We start from the raw sequence: 20224 nt of genomic DNA on the forward strand, positions 1-20224 counted from the left end.
ATTCACTCAAAAAGTAACAATTGTTATCCGTTCGCCGATACAAGCGTTCGTGAGGAGACGGGACGCCTCGGAGTTCGGTTGAGACATATGAGCACGGGAGATTCACAAGAGGACGCTATCGACGTACTTCAGCAACTCGGACTCAAAGAGTACGAGGCAAAGTGTTTCGTCGGTCTCACTCGGGTCTCGACGGGCACGGCGAAGCAACTCAGCGAGATTACCGACGTACCGCGGACTCGCGTGTACGACGCCGTTCGCGTGCTGGAGGCACAGGGGCTCGTCGAAGTCCAGCACTCGAGTCCGCAGCGGTTCCGGGCCGTTCCGCTCGCGGAGGCGACCGAGACGCTCCGTGCGCAGTATCAAAACCGAATCGACCGGCTCACGAACGCGCTGGAGCGGACCGACAGAATCGACTCGGGCGAACAGGGCTCGGTTCAGGAAGTCTGGGCGATGTCCGGGGCCGAGGCCATCGCGAACCGGACGCACAAGCTCATCGACGACGCGGACGACGAAATCGTACTCGTCCTCGGCGACGACTCGCTTCTGACCGACCGGTTCGCCAATGACCTGAACGTCCGAGCCGAGGATGTGGACGTGATCATCGGGGCGGCGACCGAATCCCTGCGACAGCAGGTGCGGGCGGCCGTCCCGAGCGCGACGACGTTCGTTTCCGGTCTCGAATGGCTCCGCGGCGAGAGCGCCGACGAGAACCTCGCTATCGGCCGGCTCTTACTCGTCGACCGCTCGTCGATTCTCGTCAGCACCATCGTTCCAGACACCGGCGAAGAACACGCAATTTTCGGCAGTGGATTCCAGAACGGCCTCATCGTCATCTCGCGTCGGTTGCTGTCTCAGGGATTGCTCGGCCGCGACTCGGATTAATCCGCTAACGACGCTGCCGTTCGTTCGCACGCCGGGTCCCTCGACGGCGCTACAGTACGTCGCCCGGCAGTTCGTTTCGGTGGTCGTCGATGACGCGCAACAGCGGTACGATGTCGTTGAAGCGCGGACCCCTGCGGATATTGTACCAGTTTTCGTTCGGCTCGATGAGGCCCATCCGTTCGAGTTTCGGGAGGTGTACGTGATACATCTGCAGTTTCAGTTCCCGAATGTCGGTTTCGGGTGTGGCGCGGCTGTTGCCGAACGCGGCGTCGTTAGAAGTCGATTTGAGAAGCGCGAGAAGTAGTTGGCGTCGCTCGACGTGCTGTATCGCCGAAAGCTGTGAATCAAACGAGAGGCCGGGAGCTTCGTCGCTCATCGTGCACGACAGTACAACCGGCGCGGGCCTCAATGGTAGACAAATTCATGTCTACAGTCTTTTTGATTATCTGAGTGATCCTCTGGGCGCTCTTCGGTACAGGCCGGTTCGGTCCGACGTTGAACGACCCCGCTTGCGACGTATCCATGTAGTGTTAACAATGGACGTACACGGACGAGCGATACATCGCACGCCGGCCCCAGTTAGATACTCGAATTCGAAATAGAATACTCGCCTCGTGAGCGCCTCCATCGAGAATTATTCATAAAGTAAAAAGATTGCTTTGGCTATAACCAAGACTTAATTCAAAATCAGTCAATTTTATCACCCAAAAGCGGTAACCGGTTGTGTATGAATGGCTCCGACCATGACTGGTGGCCGAACCAGTTGAAACTCGAAATCCTCGACCAGAACGCACAACAGACCGACCCGGTGGGCGAGGAGTTCGACTACGCAGAGGAGTTCCAGAAGCTCGACTACGAGCAGGTGAAAGCCGACCTCGAAGAGCTGATGACCGACTCGCAGGACTGGTGGCCGGCCGACTACGGTCACTACGGGCCGCTTTTCATCCGGATGGCGTGGCACAGCGCCGGCACGTACCGCGCCCACGACGGCCGCGGCGGCGCCTCCGGCGGGCACCAGCGCCTCCCTCCTATCAGCAGTTGGCCGGACAACGTGAACCTCGACAAGGCGCGCCGACTCCTTTGGCCCGTCAAAAAGAAGTACGGGAACCAGCTCTCGTGGGGCGACCTCATCGTCCTCGCCGGAAACGTCGCCCTGGAGTCCATGGGCTTCGAGACGTTCGGCTTCGCGGGCGGCCGCGCCGACGACTACGTCGGCGACAAGGCACCCAGTTGGGGTCCCGAAGAGGAGTGGGAGACGACCTCCCCCGACCGCTTCGACGAGGAGGGTAACCTCAAAGAGCCGCTCGGAAACACCGTGATGGGCCTCATCTACGTCAACCCCGAGGGTCCCAACGGCGAACCCGACCTCGAAGGCTCCGCGAAGAACATCCGCCAGACGTTCAGCGGCATGGCGATGAACGACAAGGAGACCGTCGCGCTCATCGCCGGCGGCCACACCTTCGGGAAGGTCCACGGCGCGGACTCCGGCGACAACCTCGAAGCCGAGCCCGAGGCGGCTCCCATCGAGGAACAGGGTCTCGGCTGGGAGAACGAGTTCGGCTCCGGAAAGGGCCCCGACACCATCACCAGCGGCATCGAAGGGCCGTGGACCAGCGCGCCGACCCAGTGGGACATGGGCTACGTCGCCAACCTGCTCGACTACGAGTGGGAAGCACACAAGGGCCCCGGCGGCGCGTGGCAGTGGCGGCCGGCCGACGAGTCGCCGGCAGACAAGATTCCGGACGCGGCTCCGGACGCACACCTCCCCGACCAGTTCGTCGATCCGATGATGCTCACCACCGACATCGCGCTGAAGAAGGACCCCGACTTCCGCGCGGTGCTCGAGGAGTTCCGAGAGGACCCTGCGGAGTTCCAGGAGTCGTTCGCCAAGGCGTGGTACAAGCTCCTCCACCGCGACATGGGCCCGCCGTCCCGACTCTACGGTCCCGAGGTCCCGGACGAAGCGATGCTGTGGCAGGACCCCATCCCCGACGCCGACTACGACCTCATCGACGAGGACGACGTCGAGGAACTCAAAGCCGAGCTTCTCGACTCGGGCCTCTCTGTCTCTCAGCTGGTCAAGACGGCGTGGGCCTCGGCGTCCACGTACCGCGACAGCGACAAGCGCGGCGGCGCGAACGGCGCGCGCATCCGGCTCGAACCCCAGCGTAGCTGGGACGTCAACGAGCCCGCCCAGCTCGATGACGTGCTCGGCACCCTCGAAGGGATTCAGGAGTCGTTCAACGCCGCGCAGTCCGACGACACCCGCGTCTCGCTCGCGGACCTCATCGTGCTGGGCGGCGCTGCGGCCATCGAGCAGGCGGCGGCCGACGCCGGCTACGACGTCGAAGTACCGTTCGAGCCCGGTCGGACCGATGCGTCGCAGGAACAGACCGACGTCGAGTCGTTCGAGATGCTCAAGCCCGACGCCGACGGCTTCCGGAACTACATCGCGGACGACGTCGACGAGCGCCCCGAAGACCTGCTCGTCGACAAGGCGGACCTCCTCGACCTCTCGGCGCACGAGATGACCGTCCTCGTCGGCGGCATGCGCGCGCTGGGCGCGAACTACCAGGACTCCGACCGCGGCGTCCTCACCGACGAGCCCGAGACGCTCACGAACGACTTCTTCGTGAACCTGCTCGACATGGACTACGAGTGGGAGCCGGTCTCGGACGACCAGTACCTGTACGAAGTGCGCGACCGCGAGACGGGTGACGTCGAGTGGGAGGCCACTCGCTTCGACCTCGTCTTCGGCTCGAACTCCCGTCTGCGCGCCATCGCGGAAGTGTACGGCGGCGACGACGGCGAGGAAGAGTTCGTCGAGGACTTCGTCGAGACGTGGCACAAGATCATGAGCCACGACCGCTTCGACCTCGAATAACCGCGCTCCCCGCCGCTTTCGGTCGCGGTTGAGGCGCGCGAAGTCGGTTTCCGCGGCGGCGTCTGCGGTCGCGGTCGCCGCGGGCTGACTTTTTCGCTCGCGTTCTCTGACTCGTCCTCGAGCGACTGCAGACGCGAGTCGGCGGTCGTTCGTCGGTCTCGACTCGACCCGACTCGGCCGGACGCCGTCGGGCGTGACCCGGTTCAGTCGTCGGCCGGAACCTCGCAGTCGAACGTTTCGAGCTGCTCTTGCAGGCCGCCGGTCTGGCCCCTGAGGTCATCGAGTTGCGCTCGAATCTCCGAAATCGTCGCCGCTCTGGACTCGGCTTGGCTCGCCAGCGCGTCGCTCTGTTCTGCGATGTCCCGCGAGTGGTCGGCGATGCCGATAATCGCGTCGACCACTTCTTCGGTCGTCCGCGCGCCGTCGTCGGTCGCCGTGGCGACCTCGTTGACCGACATCTCGACGCTCTCGACGATTTCCGAGACCGCCGCGAACGCCTCGGCGGCGCCGGTCGTCGTCGACCGTCCGGTTTCGAGTTGCGCCCTCGTCCGTTTCATCTCCGCCTGCACGCGCGCCACGTCCTCGACCGTCTCGGTTATCGTCCGCTCGATGGCCGCCGAGTGGTTCTGCGTCTCGTCGGCGAGGGACTTCACCTCGTTCGCGACGACGGCGAACCCCTCGCTGCCGTCCGAGGCGCGGGCGGCCTCGATGTTCGCGTTGAGCGCGAGCGTGTTCGTCTGCTCGGCGATTGACTCGATGAGGTCGGTGCTCTTGGAGACGTCGTCCATGCGGTCGTCGAGCGACTCGACGAGCGACGCGAGTTCGCCGACGCTCTGTTCGACGTTCTCTATCACCTCGATGGCCGCCGCCGCGGTGCCCGTGCCCTCGTCGGCGGCCGTCGCCGCGTTACTGGCCTCGTCAGAGACCTGGTCGGCGTTCGCGGCGATTTCCTCGATTGTCGCCGAGAGACTGCTCAGTTCGTCGGTTGTGGATTCGAGGTTCTGCGCCTGCTCGCGCACGTCCGTGGCGAACGCCCGCACGTCGGCCGCGAGCTGTCGTTGCGTCCGTTCGAGCGTCTCCGCGTCGTCGTGGGCCGACCGCGTCGTCCGCTCGACGGTCGCCGCGAACGCCCGGAGGTCGACGATGGTCGACGAGAGGTCGCGCTTCATCGCCACGAACGCGTCGCTGATGGCTTCGATAGCCTCGATATTGGTGTTCTCGGGCGGGTTCGCGGTGAAATCCCCCTCCTTCGACTTCGCTGTGAAATGAATTGCCACCCGTTTATCAGGTTTGGTTCTCGAAACGGGGAATGTGGCCACTAAAACCCATGTATTGTGGCGTTTTGTGGGATTTTGCCATCCGAATATTCGATTGGCGACGGGTCTTCGTGTGGTTGACGAGTCTCGTCGTTGGATGTCTCTCGGCCCGGAGGGGACAGCAAGTTAGTAACGAACGAAGTTGAGTGGGTTCGATGGGGGATTCGGTACGAGACGATGCACCGCTCGTCCAGACGAAACCGCGACAAACTGGACCCGACGGGAGTCACGTGAGCGTCAGCGAACGTGACTCCCGTCGGGGGAGTGAGCGAAGCGAACGGACCCGACGGGATTTGAACCCGCGACATCTTGGTCCGGAACCAAGCACTCTGTCCACTGAGCTACGGGCCCTCAGCGGAGAGAGCTACACGGCACCGACGTAAAACCGTTGTGGAACCCACGCCGGCGGCCGATTACGTTCCGGTCGCGTCGGCGTCGACGACGCTGTGTTTCCACGTGCCGCGGGTGAACCACGCCGTGGCCGCAATCGCGCCGAGAATCTGTCCCACGGCCATCCCGAGCCAGATGCCCGTCTCGGCGAACCCGAACTGGAACGAAAGCAGGTAGACGATTGGCACGCGGCCCAACCAGAGCGCGAACAGCGAGAAGCCGAGGGCGGTCTTCGTGTTCCCCGCGCCGCGGTACGCGCCGAGGACGACTTGGAGGACGCCGATGAACCCGAATTCGAACGCCCGGATGCGGATGTACTCGACGCCGAGGTCGATGGTCTGGGCGGCCGACGCGGTCCCGGTTTGGAGGAAGAACGCGACGACGGGTTCGGCGAAGACGTAGGCGAGCACGCCGGTGACGAGCATGACGCTCGCGCCGACCTTGGCGGCGAGCCAGACGGCGCTCTCGGCGCGGTCGGGTTTCTGTGCGCCGAGGTTCTGGCCGACGATGGTGTTCGTCGCTCGTCCGAGGCCGAGCGCCGGGAGGAACACCAGCGACGTGAGGCGGTTGCCGAGGCCGAACGCGGCGACGACTTCGGGGTTGAACGTGACGACCATCGCGGTGAGTGTGATGAAGCCGAGGGCGGTGGCGGACTGCTCGATGGCGCTCGGGACGCCGATATCGACGATTTTCTTGATGTACTCGAACTGCGGGCGGAAGTCGCCGAGCTGCACGTCGGGGCCGGCGCTCGTCCCGAAGATGACGTAGATGCCGATGATGGTGGCGACGGCGCGCGAGAGAACCGTCGCGTACGCCGCGCCGGCGACTTTGAACCCATCAAAGCCCGTGGCGGTGAAGAGGCTCGCCTGAAGGCCCTCTAATCCGAGCATCGAAAACAGCGGATTGGCGTCGAAGCCGAAGATGAACACGGGGTCGATGACGATGTTGATGACGACGCTGATGAACATCACGACCATCGGGGCGCGGGTGTTGCCGTAGCCGCGCATGAGCGCGGAGAAGACGAAGAAGCCGAAGAGGAACGGCAGGCCGAGGAAGAACACGCGCATGTAGTCGCCGGCGAGGGGGATGACCTGCCCGGCGGTCGCCTCCGAGCTCGGGAGGACGCCGAGCATCGCGTCGGTGGCGAAAAAGCCGATGACGCCGACGACGACGGCGATGACGGTGATGAACGTGAGCGTCTGCCCGGCGACGGTCCCGGCGGAGCCCTCGCTTTTCGCGCCGGTGTACTGCGCGACGAGCGTGCTCCCGGCGACGGTGAAACCGCCACCGACGGAGATGAGCAGGAAGATGAGGGGAAATGCGAGGCTGATGGCGGCGACGGCGTCGGTCGAGAGCCGACCGAGCCAGACGGTGTCGGCGAGGTTGTACGCCACCTGGAGGAGTTCGGTGACGATAATGGGCCACGCCAGTTCGAACATCGGCCGTTTGAGGTCGCCTTCGGTGAGGGAACCTCCTTCGGGGAGGGACACTGAACAGGTGAGACACGCGGAGACCGTTTGAAAGCGTCGATAGGCGTCTTCACCCCTCGGATTCACCTCGCCGACAAGCGGGAGCGACCGGGAGCGACAGCCGCGAACCGTGAACCGCGAACCGCGACCCTCGGTGCCGAACGGGACGGGCGCGGCTCACCGAAACGGGTGGCGTCGAGAGAAACGGTGGGTGGTTGCGGTTCGTCGCGTTACGGCGCTTCGCCGGTCTCGATGGCGAAGTCGGCCTTCGGGTAGGCGACGCAGGTGAGCGTGTAGCCGTTGTCCATCTCCTCGTCGGAGAGGGTCTCCTGCGTGTGGTGCGTGATGTACTCCTCTGCCGGGCCGTCGGTAATCTTCGCGGCACAGGAGACACAGGAACCCTGCCGGCACGCATAGGGGAGGTCCATTCCGGCGTCTTCACCCTGGTCGAGCACCGTCTCGTTGCTCGCCAGTTCGATGGTCTCGCCCTGCTTGACGAACTCGACTTCGAAGTACTCGACTTCGTCTTCGGGCATGTCGGCGGGGCTCGGCTCTTCTTCCGCCTCCTCGCCTTCGAGTTCGGCGCCCTCTTCGCCGCCCGCGACCGCGGCGACGCCGCCGCCCCCGCCGATGGAACGGTTCATCGGCTCGGGGAAGTCGGTCTCTGCGACGGTCGCCGCGCGGCGTTCGAGGACTTCCTGTGTGATGTCGGCGGTCGGCTCCCAGCCGGTGCCCTTCGAGTAGTGCAGGGCGACGGCGAGGAGTACCAGGACCAATCCGGCCCCGACACCCACCAGACTGATGACTGCCATACCGGCGGATATGGAGGGAGGGGTTAAGGAAATTGTGATTGTGGCGGCACCCGCGGGCGGTCGATTTCACCGCCGAGACGCGGGTCTCACGCGGATTCCCACAATATCGAGGCCGCCCCCGGTATCGCGGTCGCGCCGACGGGGGCCGGCGTCAGACCCCGTCAGTCGTCCTTCCGCGCGACCTCGTGGCGGCCGAAGCCGTACCGGAGCCGGTTGGCGAGGCGACGGGAGAAGCGGTCGTCGGCGCGGGAGCCGAACCGCTCGGCGAGCGACTGGTAGATGAGCGGGACCGGGACCTCCTGTTCGAGCGCCTCTTGGACCGTCCACGTGCCCGTCGAGCCGCCCGCGACGTGGTCGTCCACGTCGCCGAGGTCGCTTCCCTCCTCGCGGAACGCCTCCTCGCAGAGTTCGAGGAGCCACGAGCGGATGACCGCGCCGTTGTTCCACGTCTGCGCGACCGATTCGAGGTCGAGGTCGTACCGGCCCTCGGCGAGCAGTTCGAAGCCCTCGCCGTACGCCTGCATCAGCGCGTACTCGACGCCGTTGTGGACCATCTTCACGTAGTGGCCGGAGCCCGACTCGCCCATGTGGCCGTGGCCGGCGGGGCCGGTCGCCACTGCGTCGAAGACGGGAGACAGCTCGTCGTAGGCCCACTGCGGGCCGCCGACCATGAGCGAAAAGCCGAGTTCGGCACCGGCGGGGCCGCCGGAGGTGCCGCAGTCGAGGTAGGCCGCCGAGCACGCCTCGGCGCGTCGCACGGACTCCTCGAAGTGGGAGTTGCCGCCGTCGACGACTACGTCGTCCCCGTCGAGATGCGGGTCGAGGTCGTCGAGGGTCGCGTCCACCGCGTCGCCCGCGGGGACCATGAGCCAGATTCGCTTGTCGTCGCCGAGCCGGTCGGCGAGGTCGGCGACGCTGTCCGCGGGTTCGGCACCCGCGTCGGCGGCCGCCGCGACGGCTTCCGCCGAGAGGTCGAAGGCCACGACCTCGTGCCCGGCATCGAGCACTCGGTCGACTACGATGCGCCCCATCCGGCCGAGGCCGATGACGCCTAGTTGCATGCGTCGGCATCGTCCGCGGGGGGTGGTAGTGGTTGTGGTTTGGCGCGTGCGCGGTCGCCGTCGGTCCCGACCGCTCAGAGCCGCGCCAACAGCGCCTCGGCCAATCGGTCGCCGGCGTCGTCGTCGGTTCGGAAGAACAGTTCGGGCTCGATGAGTTCGACTTCGAGGAGGAGGAAATCGTCGCCGCGCTCCACGCCGTCGACGCGGGCGTACAGCGGCGGGTCGCCCCCGAGGTGGGCCGAGACGGCGTCGACGACGCGCCGGGCGTTGTCGAGCAGCGTCTCGCTTGGCTCCTCGACGTGGACGCTTCCGCCGTGTTTCTCTTGGACGCGGTAGTCGCCGGGTTCGGGGCGCTTGACCACCGCGTGGCTGAACTCGTCGCCGAAGAAGACGAGCGACCACTCGCCGTCTTCGATGTCCGGCGCGAACTCCTGAACCAACACGTCCTTTTCGGCGACGAGGTCGTCCACCCACGGCTGGGCGTCGGCGGCCTCCGCGCGGCTCAACTGTCTCGTCTCGAACGCGCCCGCGCTCACGGCGGGCTTGACGACGAGCTCGTCCCACCCTCGCGTCTCGAAGACGGCTTCGAGGGACACGTCGCCGCCGCGCTCGACGTACTCGGTCGGCAGCGTCGAGACGCCGGCGTCGGCGAGGTCCCGCAGGTAGAACTTGTGGCTGTTCCAGTCGAGCGTCGTCGGCGGGTTCCACACCGCGCAGTCGGCGTCGGAGAGGCGGTCGACCCACGCGGCGTAGGCCCTCGGATGCCGGTAGTAGTCCCAAATCGACCGGACGACCACGGCGTCGAAGCCGTCCCAGTCGACCGACTCGTCGGACCAGACGACCGGCTCCGCCGCCACGTCACGCTCCCGGAGCGCCGCGAGGAACGAGGCGTCGTCGTCGACGAGTCCGGGGAGGTCCTCGGAGGTGGCAAGTGCGATGGAAGTCACGGGGGTGGATGGCAGACATCGGGCGATAAGCGTTCTGTAACGCTCGGTCCGTTCGCCGCAATCACCGCTTTCGGGACCGCGGTCGGGCGGCTTCGCGGCCGCAGACGCCGACGTTTTTACCGCCCCGCGCGAGGCTCGGGTATGGACGAACGCATCCACGAGCACGCCGCGGTGCTCGTCGACTGGAGCGCGCGAATCGAGGCCGGCGACGACGTGGTCGTCTCCGTCGGTGAGGGAGCTCACGACCTCGCGGTCGCCGTCGCCGACGCCCTCGGCGAGCGCGGCGCGAGCGTCGTCACGACCTACGCCTCCGAGGAGGTCCAGCGGGCGTACCTCCGCGCGCACGACGGCGACTTCGACCTCCCCGAACACGAACTCGCCCTCTACGAGACCGCCGACTCGGTGCTCTTCCTCGGCGGCACTCGCAACACGGCGGCGACCGCCGACGTGCCGACCGAGACGCGGCAGGCCTACGGCCGCGCCACGAGCGAGGTCAAAGAGGCGCGCATGGACACCGACTGGGTCTCGACGGTCCACCCCACCCGCGCGGCGGCCCAGCAGGCGGGCATGCCGTTCGAGGAGTACGCCGACTTCGTCTACGACGCGATTCTCCGCGACTGGTCGGAACTCGCCGACGAGATGGCGAACATGAAAGACGTGCTCGACGCCGGCTCGGAGGTGCGCATCGTCAAGGCGGACACCGACCTCACGATGTCAATCGAGGGCCGCACCGCGGTCAACTCCGCGGCCTCCGTCGCCTACGACTCCCACAACCTCCCGTCGGGCGAGGTGTTCACCGCACCCGTCGAGGACGCGGTCGAGGGCGAGGTGTTCTTCGACGTGCCGATGACGCTGGAGGGCCAGCGCGTCGAGAACGTCCACCTGACGTTCGAGGGCGGCGAAGTGGTCGACTTCTCCGCGGGCGCGGGCGAGGACGCGCTCGCCGGCATCCTCGACACAGACGAGGGCGCGCGCCGCCTCGGCGAACTCGGCATCGGGATGAACCGCGGTATCGACCGCTTTACCGACAGCATCCTCTTCGACGAGAAGATGGGCGACACCATCCACCTCGCGGTCGGGCGGGCGTACGGCGCGTGCCTCCCCGAGGGCGAAGACGGCAACCAGTCCGCAGTCCACGTGGACATGATAACCGACATGAGTGAGGACTCGCGCATCGAGGTCGACGGCGAGGTCGTCCAACGAAACGGCACGTTCCGCTGGGAAGACGGGTTCTGAGCCGTCACACCGACGGTTTCTGAACTCGCCGTCCGCTGGGGTTGAGACGGTTAAGATACCATGTTGAACGGTAACTTTGCGCTTACTAAAACCGTCTGAGGACGTAGCTGTCGGCTATGGCGCGATTCGGCCGAACGAGGCGGCGGTTCCTCGAACTGGTGGGGAGTGGTGCGGTGGTGGGTGTCGCTGGCTGCCTCGGTGGTGGCGGCGAACAGGAGACGGAGACGACAACGACAGCAGAGGAGACGGACGACGACCACGACGAGGAACGTCCCGAGGGCGTCTCCGCGGAGGAGTTCGAACACGGCCCGGTTCCGGAGGCCTACCGGACGGCGCTCTCGCAGGCGAACGAGCAGCGGGACCCTGAGAACCTGTTCACGAAGGAGGCGGTCAAGTTCCAGGAGGCGGACGACGCCGTCGAGGCGGGCCTCACCGAGGCCGGACGAGACTGCGGCAACTGCGCCGAGTACATCCCCGACAAGAACGGCGACGGCTTCGGTGCCTGCGCGAAAGTCGAGGGCTACGTCGACCCCGCAGACTGGTGTTCGCTCTGGGAGTCTATCGAGGAAGCCGAAGGCGAGACGGGCGGAGACGAGACCGCATCCGTCGCGTGAGGCTCACTCCTGAGCCACGCCGATGTTCTTCAGCGACCCGCCGCACCGCGGACAGACCTGCTCGTAGACGCCGTGTCCCGAGCGGTGGCCGCAGGCGGTACACTCGTACCACGAGCGCTCGACGAGCGTCGTCGGCTCCGCCTCGACTAACATCTCCGTCCGGCGTTCGACGAGCGCATCGGTCCGGCGCTCGACCAACTCCGTCGGGGGCCGTTCGACGAGGTCTGTCGGCTCGGGGCCGACCAGCGCCCTGGATTTGGCTTTGACGAGGTCTGCAGGCTCACGAGTGGTGATATCGTTGCTCATGAGACGATATACGCAGTGTCGGATGTTAACTCTTGCCAGCACCTGTCGTTCCTCCCTGACGCCGCCGAATTCGGCCGTTTCGCCCCGATTCGGCGGGTACGGTCCCGAGACGCGCTTTCGACGTACTTTTTATCCGCGACCGTTTTCATCCGCGCATGGCAGAATTCATGGTCGTCGTCGCCGACCCCGACACCGGTGCGACCTACCAAGTCGACGTCGAAGGACAGGACGCAAACCGATTCCTCGGCCGCGACCTCGGTGACGAGGTCGACGGCGCGGCCGTCGGTCTCGACGGCTTCACGCTCGAACTGACGGGCGGTTCGGACAAGGCCGGCCGACCGATGCACCCCGACGTGCCCGGCGGCGCGCTCAAGGAAATCCTCGCCAAAGACGGCATCGGCTACAAGCCGTCCCGCGACGGCGAGCGCAAGCGCGTCACCGTCCGTGGCCGCGAGGTCTCCGGCGAGACCGTCCAGATCAACGCGAAGGTCGTCTCCGGTGAGGGCGACGTCGCCGCCGCCTTCGGCGAGGGCGACGACGAAGAAGCGGACGAATAACGCCGTCTCACTCCTCTCTTTCCCGTGCCAGAGCAACTGCCCTCCGACCATCCGTCGGTCCAGACGTTCCGCGCGAACATCGCCCGGAGCGGCGGTACCCGTCGCCCCTGTCTGCGCGTCCCCGACGACGTGACCGCCGAAGACGGCGATTTCGTTCGGCTCCACCTCGACGGCACCGCCTATCACGCCCGCCTCTCGGCCGACGCCTCGGGGCTCGTGATTCGCGGCGCGTACGACAACAAGCGCCTCGCGCGCACCCCGAACAACGGCGAGAATCGGCTCGTCGAGTGGTGCCGAGAACACGACCGGGCCGACGGCGACGCCGTCGAACTCGACGAACTGGACGACGGCTACCAGTACGGCCTCCGCGTGCCGGGCGTCCGGCAGGTGTACCGCGTCACCGAGCGGCCGAACGACTCGCTTTCGAGCATCGCCGAGAAGTTCGGCCTGTCCGACGAGTGACCGGTCGCACTCCGAGACACGCCGCTTTTACGCGCCGACCGCCCTAGGCGGGGTATGAGCAAGGTAACGGAGTACCTCGCAGGCGAGCGCCTCGACGACGTGGCGCTCTATCTCACCCACGAGTACCTCGACAGCCAGGGCAAGCTCCCGAACATGGGCGTCGAAGTCGAAAACGGCTACGTCCTCGTCGTCCCCGGCGACGACGGCCGCCGGGCCTTCGCGGCCGGCACGGGCATGGACGCCATGGAGTTCGCCCAGACCGCCATGGGCAACGACGGCGACATCGACGACGACCTCAGCGGCGGCACCTGCCCCGAGGCGGCCTCCGAGGAGAACCACGAGGTGAAGTTCATCTTCTCGTTCGCCGAGGCGCAAAACGAGGAGGTCGGCGGCATCTACGAGGAGGGCGACGTGGTCCACGCCTACGCCAAGTGTACCTGCGGAACGACGTACTCCGACCGCTGGGTCGTCGACGACGCGTAATCGACCTCCGTTTTTCCACGCCGCGTTTCGAGTTCGGCTTCGACGTTAGCGCTCGGTCTCGACGCCTTCGTCGTCCGCCTCGTCCGCGTCGTCGGTTTCGGCTTCCGCTTTCTCGACCGCGTCGGCGACCTGCTCGAACGCCCGGAGGATGACGCGCTTCGTCGTCGCGCCCTGCGTCGTCCAGTGGTGGGCGTAGTCGAGCATGTCGTCGTAGATGTCGGGCTTACAGCCGGCGGCCTTCGGGTGGCCGCCGCCGTTGACGAGGTCGGCGACCTCGTGACAGCGCTCGAAGTCGTCGGAGCCGCGGATGCTGGCGCTCCCGGCGGGCTTGACGACGACCGCCGCGTCCGCGCCCGCCTCGCGGAGGGCGTCGGCGACCTCGTTCTGGGAGCATCGTCCGTAGGTAACGCCGACCGTCCAGTCGCCGACGGTCTTCAGTTCGGCGCGGTCGACGGCGGCTTGGATGAGGTTCTCCTTTTCGACGCGGCGGTGGGCGATGTACTCCTCGACGACCGGCGGGAGGTCCGCGCCGTACGCGCCGACGACGGCGACGTACTCCTCTTTCGAGGTCCAGTAGGCGTAGTCCGCGAGGTCCTGACTCCGCTCGTCTTCGTTCAGCCAGAGGTCGTGGTCGCGGGTGACGGCCGCGAGTTCCGAAAAGCGCTCGTCGAACTCGTAGTCGAGTTCGCGGAGCGTCACGTCGGTCGAACACTCCTCGTCGGACTCACCGACGACGAGGTCGACGCCGGCATCGCGGACCGCCTCGGCCACCTCGGGCTTCCACTGGTGGTGGTCGTACCAGTGAATCTCGCCGGCGGTCTCGACGAGCGCGGCCAGTTCCTCCTCGACGTACTCGAACTTGTCCGGACAGAGGTCGCAGACGTACACCTCGACGCCCTCGGGGGCGTAGTCGGCGACGCGCTGGAGGTCGTCTTCGAGCGAGTACGGGCTCGACCCCATCAGCGCGACCGGCGATTTCGGTCGCTCTTCTTCCTCCTCGTCTTCCTCGGCGAGGGCGGGTTCCTCGTCGTCTTCGTCTTCGTCCTCGTCGCTGAGTTTCTCCTCGATTCGCGCTTCGAAGTCGGCCACGTCGAGGGCCGCATCGTAGGCTTCCCGGAGGAGGGCGACGCAGCCGAGTCCGTCGGCGTCGGTGTCGGTGACGACCGCGACCGACGCGTCTTCGAGTTTCTCCTTGGCGCGCTCTTCGGCGCGTTCCTCGTCGAACGAGTCGGGGTAGAAGAATCCGGCTCCGGGGAGCACGGACTTGCGGGGGAGCGAGAGCTGAGAACTGTCGATGAGCTCGTCTTCCATACGCCGAACTCGGGCGCGACGGGGAAAACTCCTCCCGATTCCGTCGGCGGCGACCACATCGAGCGTCTCGCGGCCCGCGACCGAACCGAGTCCCGCAGCCCACTCAGGCGGCCTCGTCGCTCAGTAAGGAGTCCGTCGTCCCCTCTTCCAACTGGCGGACCGTCAGCACCGGCACCGGACAGGTCCGGACGACGCGCTCGGCGACGCTCCCGATGAGAAAGCGGTTCTCGCCGTGGCGGCCGCGGGTGCCCATGGCGACGGCGTCGGCGTCCACCTCGCGGGCGTAGTTCGAAATCTCGGCGGCGGGGCGGCCCTCTCGAACCGCGAGGGTCACGTCGCGGTCGGTCGCGGCCTCGACCTCGGCGAGCGCCTCCTCGCCGCGCTCGGTGAGCGCGTCGCGCATCTCGTCGCGGAGTCGCTCCGGCGCGGTCTCCACGTCGCCGGCGTCGACGACGTACAGCGCGTGGACCGACGCGTCGAACCGCTCTGCGAGGTCGACCGCGACGCGGACCCCCCGGCGGACGCTCGCCGAGCCGTCGGTGGCGATGACGATGGTGTCGAACATGCCTACGGGTTCACAGTGGGGCGGCATAAAACCAGTCTGGGACGACCGACCGTCGGGACCGTGGGGTGAGTTTTTTGTCGTCGCCCGACGCAGGTGGGGACATGTCACCGCGCCCGCTCTCTATCGACCTCGTTCTCGTGCCGGTCGACCAAAGCGACGAGGCGACGCGCGCGGCGGAGTACGCCGCCGCCGTCGCGGCCGAGTACGACGCCGCGGTCCACGCCGTCCACGTCCTCGGCGAGGACGTCGTCCGCGCCATAGAGCAGGGCGTCGTCGACGAGGACGCCGTCGCCGAGGACAGCAAGGCCGTCACCGACACGGTCTCGGCCCTCGCCGACGAGGCCGACGTCCCGGTCACCTCGTCGGTCGCCTACGGCTTCTCGCGAACGAGCAAGCTCCGCCACCCCGGAAGCGTCGTCCTCGACACCGCAGAAGAGCTGAACGCGGACTTCATCGTCGTGCCCCGAGAGCCGGTCTCGGGCGACCCCGGCGAAGTGCTCGCCAAGGCCGCCGAGTACGTTCTCCTGTACGCCAGCCAGCCCGTCCTCTCGGTCTGAACCGCAGGTCGTTGTCGCCGTGACTCGCCGTCGCCCTCAACCTCCCTCGTCGTCCGGGGGTTCGGCGAGTCGGATGGTCATCTCCAGCTCGAAGCTCTCTGCGTCGCTCGTTTCGAAGCCGACGGTCTGGTAGAGGCCGACCGCCGCGCGGTTCCAGCGCTCGACCGTGAGCCACACCTTCTCGACGCCGGACACCCGGCCGTAGCCGAGCAGCGCCTTGATGAGCCGCGTGCCGATACCGGCGCGCTGGTACGTCTGGTGGACGAAGATGGCGAGTTCGTAGGCGTCACCGTCGGGGACGAGCGTCGCGTGACCGGCCACCTCGCCGCCGTCCCACGCGATGACGTTCAGGCAGTCCTCGTCGAGGATGTTCTCCAGCCAGTCGCGGATGCGGTCCTCGCGCCCCGGCGGGATGCCCTGCGCCCGGTCCGAGGGGTCGAACGCGTCGTACATCTCGACGAGCGCCTCCATCTCCTCGTCTGAGCCGTCGTAGGCGCGCACCTCGATGGTGCGGTCTTCCCTGTCGGTGAACGACAGTGGCGGCGCGTCGTACGGGTCGGCGACGGCGTCGGAGAACGTTCGGTCGCTCATCGTACTAGGGTGACGGTCACGTGGGAGTTCAGCAGGACGAACTCCGCGATGCTACCGATCTGTATCTTCCCCATCGGACTCGTCTCGCCGCCGCCGAGCACTAGTTGGTCGAACCCCTCGTTCTCGGCGAGGTCCACGAGGGCGCTCCCCGCGTCGCCGTCGAGCAGACGGACGGTCGCTTCGACGCCCCGTTCGTCGAGCAGTTCCGTCACCCGCGTTTCGATGTCCTCGCGCGAGCGCTCGACCGACGGGTTGTCGACGATGGCGACCGTGAGGTCGTCGTCCACGTTGGCCGTCCGTTCGACCGTCTTTTCGAGCGCTCGGATGGAATCGTCGCTGCCACCGATTCCGAGCAGTACCTTCATGATTCCCAATCTCGCGGTCGCGATAGAAAACCCTTGCCCGGAATCGGGGGGCGACACCCCCGCCGGCGGGGGGACCGCACGTCGCGGAACCCTTTTCGGCCGTGCCGCGGTAGCCCGCGGTATGACAGACGAGTCCGACGAGTTCGAGACGGGCGCGAGCGACGCCGAGGAGGGGGCTCGCCCCGATGCGGACACGCGAGCGGAGGCGGACGAAGCGGCGGCAGACGCGGCGGCGGCAACTGCGGAGTCCGCCGCCGGTACCGAGAGCGCTCCGGCCGACGATGACGCGACCGACTCCGAGGCCGACGAGGTCGCGACCGACTCCGAGGCCGACGCCGCCGGAGCGGGTTCCGACGCTGAAGGTACTGAGGACGCCGAAGACGCCGTTCCGGAGGACGTACAAAAGTACGCCCGGTTCAAGAAAGTCGACGGCGCGCAGTACGACCGCGTCAACGACTTCCTCCGCCAGCGGACCTACGTGACGGCCCGCGAGTGGGCCATCGCGCGGCTCTGCGCCGACTTCCGAACCGAGACGGGCGTCGAGATGACGAAAATCGGGAACAACCTCCCCGAGCTCGTCCCCTTCATGACCGACACCTACACCCCGCAGGCGGTCAATCAGGCCCGCTCGGCGTTCCGAGACAAGGTCCGGAAGTCGGGAGCGACGTTCCTCTACGGCGCGATGTCGGGATTCTTCACGGCCGAGGAACTCGACGAGATGATGTACGAGGTGACGGAAATCGCCAAGTTCCTGCTCGAAGTCGAGGGCGTCGACCTCTCGGTCGAAGAGGAACTCGAAGCCGAAGAGCGCATCTCCAGCGTCATGCGCGAGGTCCGCGAGGCGAGCACGGAACTGCGACAAGAAGAGCTGTCGGACGAGGAGTGAGCCCTCGCGGCCGGGGTCGGTTCGGAGCCGACTCCGCGCCGACTCGGGGTCAGGGGAAAAGCGGGTCCGGTTCCGACTGGACTAACTCGACGCGTCGGTCCGCCTCGACCGGCCGGACGTAGAGGCGCAGTTCGCCCTGTTCTCGCGCCTTCGTCGCCATCGCGTCCACTCTGTCCAGCCCGTAGTACAGCGGGACGACGACGGCCTTCGACGCCGCGGCGTCCTGGACGACCGAGACGACGAACACGGTGTCGTCCTCGCGGGCGCGGTACACGTCGTAGCGGTCGAAGGCGGCCGATTCGACCCACGTCGACAGCGACTCGAACTCGCTTCCGGGGACGAGCACGTCGAAGCCGACGCGCTCCGTCGCCTCGGGGAGGGTCGCCGGCGGCAGCACCGTCACATCGCCGGGATGGAGCACGAGCGTCTCCCAGCCCTCGTCTTCGTACTCGGCCGCGGTCGCCTCGGCGTCCTCCACGACCGTCTCCCAGAACGACAACAGTCCCGTGAGTGCGTGCGGTTCGTCCGCGTTCGGGTCACGACCTCGGGGAGGCGTCTGCTCGTCGGTCATGCGTGTCACTCCCTCGGGGTGTCGGACGGGAAAAGGATTCGCTTGCATCGGGGTCGTCCGACTCCCGGCCGACGCCCCGGCCGCGACGGAACTGCTATCTGTCTCCCCGCCGACAGTCGGCCCGATGCGATGGTCGCTCCGCGCGGTCCTCGGCTCGCTCCAACTCCCCGTCGCCGGTGTCGGGGCCGCGCTCCTCGCGTTCGTCTGGCGGACCGCCGTCACGATGCCTCCGCCGCCGCCCGGAAGCGACGGCTTCGCCCACGGGCTCGCGGGCTTTTTCCTCCTCGTGTTCGGGCTCGTCGGCTTCGTCCTCCTCGCGGGCGGCCTGCTCATCCCGCCGGGACCGGGATACGGCGTCGAGTTCACTCGCAACCAGCGCTGGCTGTTCGCCTACGCGCTGGTCTCGCCGGCCCTCGCCGTGGGCGGCTTCCTCGCGACCGTCGTCGCGTCGTCAGCGCTCGGCGGACTCGGCGGTCTCGCCGGGTCGGCCGTCTCGCTCGTCGTCCTGACAGCGCCGCTCGCGGTGCTCGTCGGCGTCGGCTGGAAAGGCGCGCAGGTCGCGGCTGCGCGGTTCTGACGGGCCGGCCCTCGGTCGGTTTCCGCCTCCGGTCAGTCGCGGACGTTCTCGCCGGCGACTTCGCCGAACCCGTCGCCATCCCAGACGAACTCGCCGCGGAGCATCGTCCACTCGGGGAACACGCCGGTGTGGCCCTCGAACGGGGTCCAGTCGCACTTCGAGTGGAGGTCCGCGCCGCGAATCTCGCGGGCGGCGTCGAGGTCGTAGAGCGCGAGGTCGGCGTCAGCGCCCGCCTCGATGCGGCCCTTGCGCGGCAGGTCGAACACCTCGGCGGGGTTCGCGGCGACCACGTCGCGGACTCGTTCGACGGTGAGGTCGCCCTCGACGACCGCGCCCAGAAGCAGGGGCACCATCGTCTCGACGCCGGGGACGCCGCTCGGGGCGTCGAGAAGCGACTGTTCTTTCTCCTCGCGAGTGTGGGGCGCGTGGTCCGTGGCGACCATGTCGATGCGGCCGTCGGCGAGGCGCTCGAACATGGCCTCGCGGCGCTCCTCGGAGCGCAGCGGCGGGTTCATCCGACCGTAGGTGCCCAGTTCGGCGAGGTCGTCGCGGGACAGAAACAGGTGGTGCGGCGTCGCCTCGCAGGTCGCGCCGCCGTCGCGGGCGGCGTCGACGCCCTCGGGCGTGCTCGTGTGGGCGATGTGAATCTGCGCGCCGGTCTCGCCGCCGACGCGGACGGCGCGCTCGACGGCGGCTTCTTCGGCCTCGGCGGTGCGGTAGGCGCTCCACGCGTCGGCGTCGGCGTCGTGGCCAACTCCCCCGAGGTCGCCCTCGATGGCGGACTCGTCGAACAGGTCGGCGTCCTCGGCGTGGACCGTGACGGGCACGCCCGCCTCGCCGGCGCGTTCTGCGGCCTCGGAAAACAGGTCGGCCTCGATGCCCATGTCGCCGGTCGAGTCGGCGAGGAACACCTCGCCGAGGGCGAAAAGCGGGCGGTCGAGGAGGCTGTCGGGGTCCCAGTCGGCGGTGACGCCGCCGTTGATGCCGTAGTCGATACACGACTTCGCGGCGCGCTCGGCCTTCGCGTCGAAGCCCGCGCCGTCGGTCGTCGTCGGGTCGGTGTTCGGTTGGTCGGCGACGGTCGTCACGCCCCCCGCGGCGGCGCTCCGCGCGCCCGTCTCCCACGTCTCTTTGTGTTCGAATCCCGGTTCGCGGAAGTGGACGTGCACGTCGATAGCACCCGGTAGAAGCAGGTTCTCTTCGGCGTCGACGGTCTCTTCGTCGGCGACGGGGTCGAGGTCGCCGACCGCCTCGACGGTCCCGTCCTCGACGCGGACATCGACCACGCGGCCGTCGGCCAGCGTCGCGTTCTCGATTCGCATACGAGGGGGTGCGACGCGCCGGGTGCTAAGTCCGGCGGTTCGGGTAGTGACCGCGGTTCG

23 protein-coding genes and 1 tRNA gene are annotated in these 20224 nt (G+C 67.2%); 10 read left to right on the forward strand and 14 right to left on the reverse strand.

The window, feature by feature from the left end; genetic code table 11:
• Positions 1–87: 87 nt before the first annotated feature.
• Positions 88–882, forward strand: a complete 795-nt coding sequence (locus C5B91_RS07265; protein WP_008096651.1) for a TrmB family transcriptional regulator — start codon at positions 88–90, stop codon at positions 880–882.
• Positions 883–931: 49 nt separating this feature from the next.
• Here C5B91_RS07265 and C5B91_RS07270 read toward each other — a convergent pair whose 3' ends face one another.
• Entirely contained in the window at positions 932–1258 is a 327-nt protein-coding gene (locus tag C5B91_RS07270; protein WP_008096649.1) for a hypothetical protein, read from the reverse strand.
• Between the two features lie 351 nt (positions 1259–1609).
• Here C5B91_RS07270 and katG point away from each other — a divergent pair, with 351 nt between their 5' ends.
• On the forward strand, positions 1610–3766 hold the full coding sequence (gene katG, locus C5B91_RS07275) for a catalase/peroxidase HPI (RefSeq protein WP_008096648.1): 2157 nt from the start codon (positions 1610–1612) through the stop codon (positions 3764–3766).
• 203 nt (positions 3767–3969) lie between these two features.
• On the opposite strand, the gene C5B91_RS07280 is transcribed toward katG, so the two are convergent.
• The 6 genes from C5B91_RS07280 to C5B91_RS07305 all read right to left on the reverse strand — a co-directional run bounded on the left by C5B91_RS07280 (position 3970) and on the right by C5B91_RS07305 (position 9761).
• A complete protein-coding gene (locus C5B91_RS07280; protein ID WP_233514255.1) occupies positions 3970–5043 on the reverse strand; it encodes a methyl-accepting chemotaxis protein in 1074 nt (357 codons plus the stop codon).
• A 317-nt stretch (positions 5044–5360) separates the two neighbouring features.
• Positions 5361–5433, reverse strand: a tRNA-Arg gene (locus C5B91_RS07285).
• A gap of 62 nt (positions 5434–5495) precedes the next feature.
• A complete protein-coding gene (locus tag C5B91_RS07290; protein WP_304999687.1) occupies positions 5496–6962 on the reverse strand; it encodes an MATE family efflux transporter in 1467 nt (488 codons plus the stop codon).
• A 209-nt stretch (positions 6963–7171) separates the two neighbouring features.
• Positions 7172–7753: a 2Fe-2S iron-sulfur cluster-binding protein gene (locus C5B91_RS07295; RefSeq protein WP_049913683.1), complete on the reverse strand. Its 582-nt coding sequence runs from the start codon at positions 7751–7753 to the stop codon at positions 7172–7174.
• A 161-nt stretch (positions 7754–7914) separates the two neighbouring features.
• Positions 7915–8814, reverse strand: a complete 900-nt coding sequence (gnd, locus tag C5B91_RS07300; RefSeq protein ID WP_008096639.1) for a phosphogluconate dehydrogenase (NAD(+)-dependent, decarboxylating) — start codon at positions 8812–8814, stop codon at positions 7915–7917.
• A gap of 74 nt (positions 8815–8888) precedes the next feature.
• Positions 8889–9761, reverse strand: coding sequence for a RimK family alpha-L-glutamate ligase (locus C5B91_RS07305; RefSeq protein ID WP_008096637.1), 873 nt, complete (start codon positions 9759–9761; stop codon positions 8889–8891).
• A 141-nt stretch (positions 9762–9902) separates the two neighbouring features.
• On the opposite strand from C5B91_RS07305, the gene C5B91_RS07310 reads away from it, so the two are divergent.
• Together C5B91_RS07310 and C5B91_RS07315 are read left to right on the forward strand one after the other, a co-directional pair.
• Positions 9903–10997, forward strand: coding sequence for an aminopeptidase (locus C5B91_RS07310; protein WP_008096635.1), 1095 nt, complete (start codon positions 9903–9905; stop codon positions 10995–10997).
• Between the two features lie 116 nt (positions 10998–11113).
• On the forward strand, positions 11114–11611 hold the full coding sequence (locus C5B91_RS07315) for a high-potential iron-sulfur protein (protein ID WP_049913682.1): 498 nt from the start codon (positions 11114–11116) through the stop codon (positions 11609–11611).
• A gap of 3 nt (positions 11612–11614) precedes the next feature.
• On the opposite strand, the gene C5B91_RS07320 is transcribed toward C5B91_RS07315, so the two are convergent.
• Positions 11615–11917: a rubrerythrin-like domain-containing protein gene (locus C5B91_RS07320; protein WP_004976476.1), complete on the reverse strand. Its 303-nt coding sequence runs from the start codon at positions 11915–11917 to the stop codon at positions 11615–11617.
• A gap of 155 nt (positions 11918–12072) precedes the next feature.
• On the opposite strand from C5B91_RS07320, the gene C5B91_RS07325 reads away from it, so the two are divergent.
• Genes C5B91_RS07325 through C5B91_RS07335 form a run of 3 tightly spaced genes read left to right on the forward strand, consistent with a single transcriptional unit; the run spans position 12073 to position 13419 of the window.
• On the forward strand, positions 12073–12474 hold the full coding sequence (locus C5B91_RS07325) for a 30S ribosomal protein S6e (RefSeq protein WP_004976475.1): 402 nt from the start codon (positions 12073–12075) through the stop codon (positions 12472–12474).
• A gap of 24 nt (positions 12475–12498) precedes the next feature.
• Positions 12499–12936, forward strand: coding sequence for a hypothetical protein (locus C5B91_RS07330; protein ID WP_008096630.1), 438 nt, complete (start codon positions 12499–12501; stop codon positions 12934–12936).
• A gap of 54 nt (positions 12937–12990) precedes the next feature.
• Positions 12991–13419 carry a DUF5807 family protein gene (locus tag C5B91_RS07335; protein WP_008096628.1) on the forward strand — a complete coding sequence of 143 codons (429 nt, stop codon included), beginning with the start codon at positions 12991–12993 and terminating at the stop codon, positions 13417–13419.
• A gap of 45 nt (positions 13420–13464) precedes the next feature.
• On the opposite strand, the gene C5B91_RS07340 is transcribed toward C5B91_RS07335, so the two are convergent.
• Both C5B91_RS07340 and C5B91_RS07345 read right to left on the reverse strand, forming a co-directional pair.
• Entirely contained in the window at positions 13465–14730 is a 1266-nt protein-coding gene (locus C5B91_RS07340) for a DHH family phosphoesterase (protein WP_115819769.1), read from the reverse strand.
• A 103-nt stretch (positions 14731–14833) separates the two neighbouring features.
• On the reverse strand, positions 14834–15295 hold the full coding sequence (locus C5B91_RS07345) for a universal stress protein (protein ID WP_004976471.1): 462 nt from the start codon (positions 15293–15295) through the stop codon (positions 14834–14836).
• 101 nt (positions 15296–15396) lie between these two features.
• On the opposite strand from C5B91_RS07345, the gene C5B91_RS07350 reads away from it, so the two are divergent.
• Positions 15397–15852 (forward strand): universal stress protein, encoded by a 456-nt coding sequence (locus tag C5B91_RS07350; protein ID WP_004976470.1) that lies wholly within the window; start codon positions 15397–15399, stop codon positions 15850–15852.
• Positions 15853–15888: 36 nt separating this feature from the next.
• Here C5B91_RS07350 and C5B91_RS07355 read toward each other — a convergent pair whose 3' ends face one another.
• Positions 15889–16443, reverse strand: coding sequence for a GNAT family N-acetyltransferase (locus C5B91_RS07355; RefSeq protein ID WP_008096624.1), 555 nt, complete (start codon positions 16441–16443; stop codon positions 15889–15891).
• The gene (locus tag C5B91_RS07360) at positions 16440–16808 is read right to left on the reverse strand and encodes a universal stress protein (RefSeq protein WP_004976468.1); all 369 of its coding nucleotides are present in this window, start codon (positions 16806–16808) and stop codon (positions 16440–16442) included. Before C5B91_RS07360 ends, C5B91_RS07355 begins: the two co-directional genes overlap by 4 nt.
• Before the next feature lie 121 nt (positions 16809–16929).
• Between C5B91_RS07360 and C5B91_RS07365 the strand changes: the two genes are divergently transcribed.
• Positions 16930–17694, forward strand: coding sequence for a DUF5806 family protein (locus tag C5B91_RS07365; protein ID WP_008096620.1), 765 nt, complete (start codon positions 16930–16932; stop codon positions 17692–17694).
• Positions 17695–17743: 49 nt separating this feature from the next.
• Here the strand turns inward: C5B91_RS07365 and C5B91_RS07370 are convergent, their stop codons facing one another.
• Positions 17744–18265, reverse strand: coding sequence for a hypothetical protein (locus tag C5B91_RS07370; protein WP_008096618.1), 522 nt, complete (start codon positions 18263–18265; stop codon positions 17744–17746).
• Between the two features lie 124 nt (positions 18266–18389).
• Between C5B91_RS07370 and C5B91_RS07375 the strand changes: the two genes are divergently transcribed.
• Positions 18390–18842 (forward strand): hypothetical protein, encoded by a 453-nt coding sequence (locus tag C5B91_RS07375; RefSeq protein ID WP_008096615.1) that lies wholly within the window; start codon positions 18390–18392, stop codon positions 18840–18842.
• 32 nt (positions 18843–18874) lie between these two features.
• Here C5B91_RS07375 and C5B91_RS07380 read toward each other — a convergent pair whose 3' ends face one another.
• Positions 18875–20164: a dihydroorotase gene (locus C5B91_RS07380; RefSeq protein WP_115819768.1), complete on the reverse strand. Its 1290-nt coding sequence runs from the start codon at positions 20162–20164 to the stop codon at positions 18875–18877.
• Positions 20165–20224: the final 60 nt, after the last annotated feature.

The sequence above is a fragment of the Haloferax sp. Atlit-10N genome, assembly GCF_003586325.1.
Classification (GTDB): domain Archaea; phylum Halobacteriota; class Halobacteria; order Halobacteriales; family Haloferacaceae; genus Haloferax; species Haloferax prahovense.